Genomic DNA, 12,625 nt, shown 5'->3' with positions numbered 1-12,625 from the left:
CAAGGTTCTCCCCTACTGTGCGCTTATCGGAAAGGGTCTGCCCATAGTCTCCCAATCCCGATAAAACCGGGCACGATCCTCAAGTGCCGCGAACAGCGTAAACGGGTTTTCAGGGTCGACCTCGGCCGCTTCAATATCCTGAACCAGTTGCGCCCACAGCGCCTCTGACGCCTCGGCGTCGCCGAGAAGTCGCCACATCCTCGCCTGCAATGCAAAGTAATCGACCCTGAAGTCCGCCGTCAGCGTCAGGCCGTCCATTATTCTCAAGAACCTGCTGCCGAGCGGCCTGGCTGCCAGCCTCTGCCACGTCGATGCTCGGGCTTCCCGTTGCCCGCTATCGCCTTCGCGTAACCACTCGATGGGGTTGCCGTAATTGGGGCCAGGGTCGCTCAACCACACGTTGATTCCTGTTCGCCTCCGGTGGTCCACGAGACGCAACAGGGTGTCCTCGTCCGTTAACTGATTGCCCTGCAACAGCACGCGGTCTCTGGCGATAGCTTGATTCAGGACCTGTTGCGGAACCCGGTTTATCCAGTTATTGCGTAAGTCCAGGCTCAGCAGACAAGGCTCGTCCATAATCCCGACCGGACAAGACCTGATCCGGGTACGTCTCAAGTCGAGCCAGCGCAAGTCGTTCATTCCCAGCACCAACGGCGGGACACCTAGCGGGTTATCGCTCAACACCAGAGTGCGTAAACGGGTCAGATCAGTCAGTTGAGAAGCCGCGCGTTCACTGAAAGTCAGGTTTGTCGACCTGAGATTCAGCGTAGTGAGATGCCGCATTTGATTGATTGCAGGAGGCAAGGAGCGTTGCGCGTCGCTGCCTCGGTTGAAGTGACTCAGGTCGACACTTTCCAGATTCAGCACTTCAAGGTTTGGAAAACCCTCAAGAAACCCGTTCAGGCTTTCCTCTTCGGTCAGGTGGAAGCCACGCATCGATAACTCGAGAACGTTGTTGAACCGAACATTCAAATTGGGTAACCGGTGGTAGTTCTCGAAGTCGAGATCCAGCTTGACGCCGCGTACCTGATCCCCTGCCAGGAGAAGATCCTGCTGTGGTCCGCGCTGTTGCCAAATGTCGACCAACTGCTCGGCCAACTCATTTCGAACTGCACGTTCGCTTTGTATTTCAATCTGTCCGAGCTGAACGTTATAGGCTTCGATTTGTGCAGCGTTCAGTCCCGCCGCTCCGGGATCATTCAGGGTCAGAAAATCGAGATCCATGCCATGGACGTCGCTCTCCACCTGATCTACCCAGCCGGTCAGGTCGGTGTCGAGTTGCTGCAACTGTTGCTTCAACCACTCAATGTGAGCCTGTGCGTTCAAGCCTTCCCGCTGAAGAACCGCATCCGCCTGGGCATCGGTGAATTCCGGATAGATCTCTTTGAGTTGCAGCCGCATCATCTGCTGCGTCAGCGCCTCGGTCTGGGGCGTTGCCGGAAAGCCGCCGCCTCTGAGCCCCCGGGCGTCGAAGGGTAGCCTGGCGTCCATTCGCCCGAGGCCGAGTCTGAATTCTGAGCGGGGTAAAGCCTGATCACCGATTTTCAGCCGCAATTCACTGGCCGGATCAAGCGACACCAAATGCAACGCTGATCGCTCGTCCTCTGACAGCACACCCAGCAGCGCGTGGTAGAGGTCGGTCTGCATACCGTGATGCAGGTAATGATCGCGGGTCTTGATCAGGTGTCGGACATCCGCTGCATCAAGTGGACCGCTGCGGTCCAGTACGCTTCCGATGGCAGTCTGATCGAGTACATCGATCCGAAGACTTTTCGGCCAGCCGGGCAGATTCTGGAGTGAGTGCAAGGCCAGTGTGTCCGACTCCGGGTTAACCGCGGAACGAAGATAAAGGCCTTCATAGGCTCGATTGAGACGTACATGTTGCTGGTATTGCCGTGCCTTGCTGTCCAGGCGTGCGAACACTTGCCTGGCCTCCGTCACGTTGGGCGTCGCTTGGAGATTCACGCCGTAGCGGTCGAGCATTTGCTCAATGGCGTTTTTGGGCAGGCCCGGATATTCGCGTTGAAACAGCCGCACCCACTCATGCTCCGAGTGTTGAAGCGCTGCGTAACGGCTGTTGAACGGCTCGGCTGCGCTCCCCGGACCAAGATCCTGATCGATCTTGAAGCGACTGATGGTGTCAGCCAGCAGAGGCGTCGGTGGATGACCCGTGTGCATCAGCCGCAACATATCGTCGTCGATCGCGCTGACTTTGCCGATCTGTGCCAGGACGTCATCGCTCAAAGACGCCACGGATGAGCCGATGCCGCGGATCAGTTCGACCCGTGTCGGCAGTGTCAGGCTGGTTGGTTGTAGCGTTGGGGCAACGGGCATTTCCGGCGCAGGCCTCACACCTCCTTCTTCCGGATGGGCCACCGCAGTTTCACCCTTCAGCGCCACTTCTGCGGCTATCGGCAATGCATTGAGCAAACCAAAAACGGTGCGCGTCACACCTTCCGACCGTTCGTTCGAGGTTTTACCGTTGACCACCTGATCCAGACCGTAACCCGCGTCAATAAGCCCGGCCAGCGCCAATATTCCCTCGCCCCCCGGAACGAAAAGTGCCAGGGGTCCGAATCGGTTGATCCATTGCACAAGCGGTTCAACGACTGCACTTAAGTTATCGCGATTGACCTGGGCATCGCTTCGGATGCTGTCGAGGCTGGCCATGGCTGCCTGTTTCATCGTCAGCACCAGTTGCGCAAACGGATCGGTCGCCGGTGGCGGATCGTCGTAGCCGATGTACTCGTCCGGCCCCCAGTAACCGTCGTTGTTGAAGAAACCGGCATTGTTGGTCAGTCGGTGTTTCGCCGGATACTGCGCCATGCCATCCAGCGCCGTCAGCACACCGGCGTGAAACGTCCCGTCCTCGCGATCGCCTTCGGCAAAGTGCGAGGCCAATGCCTGTTTTGTCGTGCTGACCTTGCCCTGCGCGACGATCCAGTGGTGCATTTGCGTGGCGTTGGCGAACTCATGCAAGGGTGACGAGTTGCCCGGTATGTACAACAGCACGCGGGCACTGGCGGTGTCGCGCAAGGCCCAGATATCGGTCGCGGTATAACGGTACAGTTTCAAACGGCCGGCTTTGACGTACGAAGAAACGCGAGTCGGCGCTTGCAGTTGCTTGATGGTCAGCGTTTCCCAAGACTGGTCTGGCGGCAAGCCTGCCGCCTGCAACACCAGTTCCAGGCCTTTTTGAGTCAAGCGTTGTTCATGAAGCTGCAACCAGGCGGTCATGACGAACGCCGCTTTGACTGACGTTCTCAAGGGGTAAGGACTGGCAGCAGCGAGCACGTCGTCCGACGGCCAGGCGTGATCAAGGTACGTTTTATAGAGCCCCTGCAGGTCCAGCTCCCACACCCATCGTTTGAAATCCGCCGGCCTCAAATCGATCTGAGTCAGCGGGCCATAGGATTGTGGAGCCGTTTGGCGATAGATGCCTTCATACGTCTCATGATTGCCGCGGCCATGATCGGCGAATTCATCGACGTTCTGTACGATCCGCACGGAAGGCCCGATGTCCGGCGGCGTGTACAGACCAAAGGCCGTTTCAGCAAAACGCCCGTCTCCAATGGTCTGGTAATTGGCAAGCAGGGCTTGCAGCAGTGACCGCGAACTGGCCACTTGCCCCTGCTCGATACCCTCCTGTGCAGGATGGCCCTTGTAGTGGTAATCGAGCGTCACCAGCAAGGCAGTCTGCGGATCGATGTTCGCCCCCCACTTTTCCTTGATCAAGCGCTCGCCAAACTGACTGGGGGATTGTGGCAGTGCGATGTCCACGGCGCTTTTCAGTTCATCGCGCATTTGCAGAGACGGCACCGGAGAAGGGCCGGCAACGTCGAGAGGAAGTTCTTTCATGGTGCATTCCGTTGCAGTCATTTCAGGACCACCACCCTACCCGACCCGTGCCCCCGAAAAAGCGGGAGCGATTGACAGGGACGATAGGAAATTTCGCTGCTTGGGCACGGAAAGCAGAGCTTCTGAAGGGCAAAAAAATGAAACCGTGGAGGGAATCCACGGTTTCATTTGTTTGAAGCTATAAAAGTTACCAGAAGCGTTGCTGGGTCAACCGGCTCCACCAACTCAGCAAAACGCGATCGACCGAACCGCTGGCCGCCATGCCGATGCGTTCCTGAAGGCTTTTGCGTTCGGCGTAGTGCAGGTGATAAAGCTCGGATTTCTTCGCCCGTTCGGCCAGATATTCATCGCTGGTCTTGAGTTCATCGACCAGTTGCTTGTCCAGCGCGGCAACACCGAGCCAGATTTCGCCGGTGGCCACTTCGTCGATCGCCAATTGCGGGCGATAGCGGGAAACGAAGTTCTTGAACAACTGATGGGTGACGTCCAGGTCTTCCTGAAATTTCTCGCGGCCCTTTTCGGTGTTTTCGCCAAACACGGTCAGGGTGCGCTTGTATTCGCCGGCAGTGAGGACTTCAAAGTCGATGTCGTGCTTCCTCAGCAGACGATTGACGTTCGGCAACTGCGCCACCACGCCGATCGAGCCGAGGATCGCGAACGGGGCGCTGATGATCTTCTGGCCGATGCACGCCATCATGTAGCCGCCGCTGGCCGCGACCTTGTCGATGCACACGGTCAGCGGCACGCCGGCGTCGCGGATGCGCGCCAGTTGCGAGGACGCCAGGCCGTAGCTGTGGACCATGCCGCCACCGCTCTCCAGACGCAGCACCACTTCATCCTTGGGCGTGGCCAGGGTCAGCAGCGCGGTGATTTCGTGGCGCAGGCTCTCGGTGGCCGAAGCCTTGATGTCACCATCGAAATCCAGCACGAACACCCGGGATCTGGCTTCGGGTTTTTTCTTTTGCTTTTTCTCGGTTTTCGCTTCGACCTTGCGCAAGGCCTTGAGCTGATCCTTGTCGAGCAAGGTCTGCTCCAGGCGTTCACGCAGCCCTTTGTAGAAATCATTGAGTTTGCTGACTTGCAACTGGCCGGCCGACTTGCGCCGACCTTTACTGCGCAACGACGCGAAACTGGCCAGGACCACCAGAATGGCGATCACCAGTGTCACGGTTTTAGCCAGGAAACTGGCATATTCGGACAGAAACTCCACAGAGACTCCTCAATACAATGCGCTTCATCGCGCGCGGGATAACATCAGCATACCCATGCGCCGGCCCGGCGACCAGCCGTGAAACCTCTGGCAGCGAGCTGTAACGGGCATTTCAAACAAGCGTATGTTTTTTCATTGACAGCTCACCCTCATCCTCATAACCTCGCCAAACCTTCAACGTACCGGGATGACGCGGACGTGGGCAGTATCTATTTGATTCGACATGGCCAGGCCTCCTTTGGTGCAGACGACTATGACGTTCTGTCGCCGACCGGAATTCGCCAGGCAGAAGTCCTCGGCCAGCACCTCGCCGGGCTGGGTATCCGCTTTGATCGCTGCCTCTCGGGTGATCTGCGTCGCCAGCAACATACCGCCAGCAGCGCACTGGAACAGTTCGCTGCCGCAGGCTTGCCGGCGCCGATCGTGGAAACCGATTCCGCCTTCAACGAATTCGACGCCGACGCGGTAATCCGCGCGCTGTTGCCGGCCATGCTCGACGACGAGCCCGAAGCGCTGGAGATCCTGCGCAACGCCGCGCAGAACCGTGCCGAATTCCAGCGTATTTTTGCCCTGATCATCGAGCGCTGGCTCGCCGGCACGTATGACACCCCGGGCCTTGAAAGCTGGCTGGGTTTTGTCGAGCGGGTGCAGGCCGGTCTGCACCGGATCCTCGAAAGCGCCGACAACTCACAGAAAATCGCCGTGTTCACCTCCGGCGGCACCATCACCGCCCTGCTCCACCTCATTACGCAAATGCCTGCCCGGCAGGCATTTGAACTTAACTGGCAAATCGTCAACACCTCGCTCAACCACCTGAAGTTTCGTGGTCGCGAGGTGGCACTGGCTTCTTTCAACAGTCATGCGCATCTGCAGCTGTTGAAAGCCCCGGAACTCATCACGTTTCGCTGAGTCCGGACTATTGTGACCCTGGCTGTAATCACCCAGCTCTTATTACCCAAGAAAGGATCGAACCATGACCTCCGTAGCTGATGCCGTACAAGCAATGCAAGCCAAGTTCAACCCAGCCGCTGCTGCCGGTCTGGACCTGGTCTTCGGTTTCCGCATCGACGACACCAAGAACTTCTCGCTGATCGTCAAGGACAGCACCTGCGAGCTGAAAGAAGGCGAAAACCCTGACGCCCAGGTCACTCTGGTGATGGACGGCGAAACCCTGGAAGGCATCGTTGATGGTTCGACCGACGGCATGCAGGCGTTCATGGGCGGCAAGCTGCGCGCTGAAGGCGACATGATGCTGGCCATGAAACTGTCCGAGCTGTTCCCAGCCTAAGACGGCGGCTCCCGCGCTCGGGAGCCTCTCTGGCTGCACACGAATCCCGCCCCTTGTGGCGGGATTCGTCGTTTTTCGCCTATGGAAATCGGCTACCGGCGGATTTGCCGTCTATATTCCTTCTGGCCGCATGCGTCAGACATCGGCTGTTCAATCCGATCATTTTTGCGGAGAACATTGCCATGCCCCCACCTGACGACCACAAAGGCTTTAATCGCCGACATGTACTGCAAGGCCTTTCGGCAGGTGCCGTCGGTGCCTGGATCAGCCCTCTATTCGCAGGGAGTAAAACCATGCCAGATACCCCGGCCGACCTTATTCTGTACAACGGACGCCTGCACACCGTCGATCGCAAGAAACCCCAGGCCAGTGCCGTCGCCATCAAGGACGGGCGCTTCGTGGTGGTCGGTAGCGACGCCCAGGCCATGGCGCTGCAAGGTCCGGGCACACAAATCATCGACCTGCACGGCCGGACGGTGATTCCCGGTCTCAACGACTCGCACTTGCACTTGATCCGTGGTGGTTTGAACTACAACCTCGAACTGCGCTGGGAAGGCGTGCCGTCGCTGGCCGATGCCTTGCGCATGCTCAAGGATCAGGCCGACCGCACGCCCACGCCGCAATGGGTGCGCGTGGTCGGTGGCTGGAACGAGTTCCAGTTCGCCGAAAAACGCCTGCCAACGATTGAGGAACTGAACAAAGCTGCGCCAGACACACCGGTGTTCGTGCTGCACCTCTACGACCGCGCCCTGCTGAACCGCGCCGCATTGAAAGTGGTCGGCTACACCCGAGATACGCCGAACCCGCCGGGCGGTGAAATCCAGCGCGACGCCAATGGCGACCCGACCGGCATGCTGATCGCCCGCCCCAACGCGATGATTCTCTACTCGACCCTGGCCAAGGGACCGAAACTGCCGCTGGAATATCAGGTCAACTCGACCCGGCAGTTCATGCGCGAACTCAATCGCCTCGGCGTCACCAGCGCCATCGACGCCGGCGGTGGTTATCAGAACTACCCGGACGACTATCAGGTCATTCAGCAACTGGCCAAGGACCAACAGCTCACGGTGCGCATCGCCTATAACCTGTTCACCCAGAAACCCAAGGAAGAACTGACCGACTTCAAGAACTGGACCAGTACCTCCCATTACGGCCAGGGTGACGACTTCCTGCGACACAACGGCGCCGGAGAGATGCTGGTGTTTTCGGCGGCGGATTTCGAAGACTTTCTCGAACCTCGTCCGGACCTGTCGCAAACCATGGAGCAGGAACTGGAGCCCGTGGTTCGCCACCTCGTCGAGCAACGCTGGCCATTCCGCCTGCACGCCACTTACAACGAATCCATCAGCCGCATGCTCGATGTGTTCGAGAAGGTCAATCACGACATTCCGTTTGACGGTTTGCCATGGTTTTTCGATCACGCCGAAACCATCACTCCACAGAACATCGAGCGGGTCAAAGCCTTGGGCGGCGGGATCGCCATCCAGGATCGCATGGCGTTCCAGGGCGAGTACTTTGTCGACCGCTACGGCGCCAAGGCCGCCGAGCACACGCCACCGATCGCGCGGATGCTCGCCGAGGGCGTTCCCGTCGGCGCCGGCACCGATGCCACGCGGGTGTCGAGCTACAACCCCTGGACTTCAATGTACTGGCTGGTCAGCGGGCGTACCGTTGGTGGTCTGGCGTTGCACCCACAAGGTTTGAGTCGCGACACCGCACTGGAGCTGTTCACCCACGGCAGTGCCTGGTTTTCTTCCGAGCAAGGCAAGAAGGGTCAGATCAAGGTCGGGCAACTGGCGGATTTGATTGCGCTGTCGGCGGACTATTTCCATATCGAGGATGAGGCCGTGAAATGGATCGAGTCGGTGCTGACGATTGTCGATGGCAAGATTGTCCATGGCACCGCCGAGTTTGAAAAACTCGGTCCACCGCCTGTGCCGGTGGTGCCGGAATGGTCACCGGTGGTTAATGTGCCGGGCCATTGGAGACCGCTGGCGCCGATGACGGCGCAGGCTCATCAATGCGTCGGGGCTTGTGCGGTGCATGCTCACCGTCATGAACGGGCGCGGTTGTCTTCGGCACCGGTCAGTGACTTTCAGGGCTTCTGGGGAGCGTTTGGCTGTTCGTGTTTTGCGTTTTGAGTTGAACCGCTGAAGAGTGCTTTCTGCGGCTGCGGTTGAAATTTTGTCTGCGGGGGGGATACCTCGTCGGTCTCTACCGCCGGCAATTTCGGTTACAGGGTAGATAGCTGACCTGACCTTGCGGATGTACCCAAAACCCCTGTAGGAGCTGGCTTGCTAGCGATGGCTGAGCGTCAGGCGACATAGGTTTTGATGGTGTACATATCCATTCCTGCGGTAACGGCGGCTATTGGTTCCGCTTTTACAGCGGGTTACTTGGAAAAGCGCCAAGTAACCAAGCGCCTGCGCCCCTGACGTACGGTGGCTCGCCTAGGCTCGCCATACCCTCGCTCCGGTCCTGCTCCGTGGGCCCGCCGCCATCGGCCATCCATGGCCGGGGGCGGCTAACCCGGCATCCTTGCCGGGTTGCCCACTGCGCAGAACCTGCGCTCGGCCTTCCGACGGGGCAGATCAAGATCAAGATCAAAAACAAAGCGAGGCGGCCTGATAGCCGACCTGTTTTCCGTCAACGCCATCGGCGGTGAACACCCATGTCATGCCCGCCAACAATCCCCTGTGGGAGCTAGCCTGCTAGCTCCCACAGGGGGAATGCGCACAATCCAAGAACCAGGTCGGCCCGAAGGCCGCCTCGCGGAGCTGTGGTGGTAGTCGCCCCATCGAGAGGCCGAGTGGAGGTTCTGCGCAGTGGGCAACCCGGCATGGATGGCCGATGGCGGCGGGCCCACGGATCAGGACCGGAAGGAGGGCATGTCGAGCCACAGCGAGGCACCGAACGAAAGGGGCAAAAGCGCTTGGTTACTTGGCGCATTTCCAAGTGACCCGCCGTAAGGGCGGAACCAATAGCCACCGTTACCGCAACAACGGATATGTACACCTTCATCGCGAGAAAGCCATACAAACGACTCCAACCGTATCCGTTTACAATGCCCAAACCTCCCGCACCGGCCACCCCATGGACATCGACCTCGCCCGCACCTTTCTGGAAATCGTCCGCCACGGCAGCCTCGTCGCCGCAGCGGAAAAACTCCACGTCACCCAGACCGCGATCACCGCACGTGTACAGAAACTCGAAAACCAGCTGGGCAGCACGCTGTTCGTGCGTAACCGCGCCGGTGCTCGCCTGACCCCGAACGGCGAAGCCTTCGTGGTCTACGCCAATCAACTGGTCGAAACCTGGGAAGCCGCGCGCCGGGACTTGCCGCTGCCTGAGGGTTACCACGACGTGCTGCACATCGGCGGAGAAGTCAGTCTGTGCAACCCGTTGATGCTCAGTTGGGCCGCCGAACTTCGGGAGAAAATTCCCGGCCACGCATTGCGCATGGAAATCCGCGACGGCGAAAACCTGCTGCGCCAATTGGAACTGGGGGTGCTGGACGCGGCACTGGTCTATCAGCCCGAATATTGGCCCCGTCTGCAAGTCGAGCAAGTGCTGGAAGAAAAACTGATTCTGGTGCGCCTGGCCGGCAAACCAGCCCCCTACGTGTACATCGACTGGGGCCAGGACTTTCGCCGTCAGCACGATGCCGCGTTACCAGAGAAAGCCAAGGCCGCGCTGAGCTTCAACCTCGGCCCCCTGGCCTTGCAATACATTCTGGAAAACGGCGGCAGTGGCTACTTTCGTACCCGGGTGGTGCAGAGTTACCTGGAAAGCGGCGTACTGGAACAAGTGCCAAAAGCCCCGGAATTCAGCTACCCGACCTATCTGGTCTACTCCCGCGACCGTGACTCGGCCACCCTGCAACACGCCTTCGACTTGCTGCGCGAAGTCATCCAGTCAGACGATGACTGGTCGCAACGCTGGAACCCGCTGACCTGAGTCCGCTTTACACCGGAACATGGCGTTTGTGTCCCTCGCTTCGGCCCGCCGGAAACGGCGGGATCGTCTAATCTGCGGGGACAACAATAACCACAGGTGAACGCAGTGAGGCAGACCACCGAGGCTTTTCGCAGCCGCTATCGCGCTGACATTCATCCACGCTACAACCCTTGGCTGCACGGCGGTTTTGTGTTGCTGTTCGGCTTGCTGGCCATCGGTGCATTCTGGAGCAGCGTGCATCAGGTGCTGCCGCTGGAGTGGCTGGCGGTGCCGCTGACATTGCTGTTCTTCAACTTCGGCGTGTACACGGTGCATCGCCACCTCGGGCATCACAAAAAAAACTTCGCGCGGATGTTCTATGCCCGCCATGCCGGTGACCATCACAGCTTCTTCGCGCCTGGCAACATGACGTACGACAGCGCCCGCGACTGGCGGGTGATCCTGTTTCCAGCCTGGCTGATCGTAATGCATACGCTCGTCATCACCCTGCCCGTCTGGTGGATGCTCAAGCAGTTCGATGCCAACGTCGCCGGTCTGGTCGGCGGCTGTCTGGTCCTCGGTTACCTCACCTATGAAGTGTTCCATGCCTGCGAGCACCTGCCGCCCTCGAACCCGGTGACGCGCTGGCCGTGGATCCGTCAGATGCGCCGCCTGCACGAACTGCATCACCGCCGGGAATTGATGCAGGAACGCAACTTCAACATCGTTTTTCCACTGACGGACTACCTGTTCGGCACCCTTTATTGGGAGCCGGAGCCCACGTACCTGACGAGAACGCCCATGACCCGCATGCAGCATCAGATCACTATTGCCGGCAACCCGATTGACGTGCTCGCCTACGCCAGCACCGCGACCCGCTGGCCGGAGTGGCACCCGTCGTCGCTCAAGGTCGAGGGCCAGAGCGGTCCGCTGCATGCCGGATCGCGCTTCGAAGAAGACATCAGGGCCGGCGGGCGTGAGGGGCATTTAAGCTGGGCGGTCAGCGAGTATTTGCCCGGTCGTCGCTGGAGTGCTCGCGCTCAGGGCGATCATGGCCTGTCGCTGGAGGTGACCTACGAATGTGAGGCCGAGGGCGATGGCACGCGGTTTGTCCGCACCCTGGAGTACCAGTTCAGCGGCCTGGGCATGCGCATTGCCAACCGTTTTTTGCTGAAGCGGCGCATCGATCATGAATCCGCCGCGTCGATGCTGGCCTTGCGCGAAATGGCCCACAAACGTTTGACTCCGACGGGAGTCACCGTGTGAGTAGAACCGTCAAGTTTCGCCATGTCGTGCTGCTGCTGATCGTGGCCATTGCCGCGTTTCTGCTGCTGATGCCGACCAAGGTGCAACCGGTGGCCTGGACGCCGCCACCGGCGCCTTCACTCACCGGTGGGCCGTACGCCGACAACCAGCGCCTCAAAGGTATGGAGCGTGTGGGCGCCGACGATATCGACGGGCCGGAAGCCTTGCTGCTGGAAGACAATGTCCTCATCACCGGCCTGCATGACGGCCGGCTGATTCGCACCAGCCTCGACGGCAAGGACACAAAAGTGCTGGCCGACACCGGCGGCCGGCCGTTGGGCCTGGCGCGTCACCCCAATGGTTTGCTGGTGATCGCCGACGGCGTCAAAGGCTTGCTGTCGCTGGACGCTCAGGGCCGATTGATCGCGCTGACCACGACGGTAAATGGCGTGGACTTCGGGTTCACCGACGACGTGGTCATCGACAAGTCCGGGCACTACGCCTATTTCAGTGATGCTTCCAGCCGCTTCGGGTACGGCCACGACGGCGAGGCGATCATCGAGCACGGCGGCGATGGTCGCTTGCTGCGCTATGACTTCCAGACCGGTAAAACAGCGGTCCTGCTGGATAAACTGGAGTTTGCCAACGGCGTGACCCTGGGACCGGACGAGGCTTTTGTGCTGGTCAACGAAACCGGTGCCTATCGCATCAGTCGATACTGGCTCAGCGGTCCGAAGGCCGGCACCCACGATCTGTTTATCGACAACCTGCCGGGCCTGCCGGACAACCTCGCGTTCAATGGCCGGGACCGCTTCTGGGTGGCGCTGTATGCCCCGCGCAACGCGCTGCTCGATGCCACGGCCGCGCATCCCTTCGTGCGCAAGATGATCGTGCGGGCGATGACCGTTCTGCCCAAACCGGTGGAGAAGCGCGGGTTTGTATTGGGACTGGATGTCGAGGGCAAGGTGATTGCCAATCTGCAGGACGGCAGCAGCGATAATTACTCGCCGATCACCACGGTGCGCGAGTATGGGGAGTGGTTGTATTTCGGATCGTTGAAGGCGACGCATATGACGCGCTTGCCGCTG

The 12,625-nt window shown here is 59.6% G+C and carries 8 protein-coding genes; 6 read left to right on the top strand and 2 right to left on the bottom strand.

Features of this window, described 5'->3' with window-relative positions:
* Positions 1-12 precede the first annotated feature (12 nt).
* Complete coding sequence (locus tag PMI01S_RS25040) at positions 13-3,858, bottom strand: dermonecrotic toxin domain-containing protein (RefSeq protein WP_084322799.1); 3,846 nt, start codon at positions 3,856-3,858, stop codon at positions 13-15.
* 187 nt (positions 3,859-4,045) lie between these two features.
* Positions 4,046-5,068 (bottom strand): protease SohB, encoded by a 1,023-nt coding sequence (gene sohB, locus PMI01S_RS25035; RefSeq protein WP_084322798.1) that lies wholly within the window; start codon positions 5,066-5,068, stop codon positions 4,046-4,048.
* A gap of 198 nt (positions 5,069-5,266) precedes the next feature.
* On the opposite strand from sohB, the gene PMI01S_RS25030 reads away from it, so the two are divergent.
* The 6 genes from PMI01S_RS25030 to PMI01S_RS25005 form a co-directional block, all read left to right on the top strand.
* Positions 5,267-5,977: a histidine phosphatase family protein gene (locus PMI01S_RS25030; protein WP_084322797.1), complete on the top strand. Its 711-nt coding sequence runs from the start codon at positions 5,267-5,269 to the stop codon at positions 5,975-5,977.
* A gap of 64 nt (positions 5,978-6,041) precedes the next feature.
* Positions 6,042-6,356, top strand: coding sequence for an SCP2 sterol-binding domain-containing protein (locus PMI01S_RS25025; RefSeq protein WP_084322796.1), 315 nt, complete (start codon positions 6,042-6,044; stop codon positions 6,354-6,356).
* A 293-nt stretch (positions 6,357-6,649) separates the two neighbouring features.
* A complete protein-coding gene (locus PMI01S_RS25020) occupies positions 6,650-8,497 on the top strand; it encodes an amidohydrolase (RefSeq protein WP_084322795.1) in 1,848 nt (615 codons plus the stop codon).
* A 952-nt stretch (positions 8,498-9,449) separates the two neighbouring features.
* On the top strand, positions 9,450-10,313 hold the full coding sequence (locus tag PMI01S_RS25015) for a LysR family transcriptional regulator (RefSeq protein ID WP_084322794.1): 864 nt from the start codon (positions 9,450-9,452) through the stop codon (positions 10,311-10,313).
* Between the two features lie 105 nt (positions 10,314-10,418).
* On the top strand, positions 10,419-11,558 hold the full coding sequence (locus PMI01S_RS25010; protein WP_084322793.1) for a sterol desaturase/SRPBCC family protein: 1,140 nt from the start codon (positions 10,419-10,421) through the stop codon (positions 11,556-11,558).
* A gap of 68 nt (positions 11,559-11,626) precedes the next feature.
* The coding region (locus PMI01S_RS25005; protein ID WP_371850938.1) for an SMP-30/gluconolactonase/LRE family protein at positions 11,627-12,625 on the top strand (999 nt) is incomplete at its 3' end.

The sequence above is a fragment of the Pseudomonas migulae NBRC 103157 genome (assembly GCF_002091715.1).
Classification (GTDB): domain Bacteria; phylum Pseudomonadota; class Gammaproteobacteria; order Pseudomonadales; family Pseudomonadaceae; genus Aquipseudomonas; species Aquipseudomonas migulae_A.
This window is presented reverse-complemented; position numbering and strand designations above follow the sequence as displayed.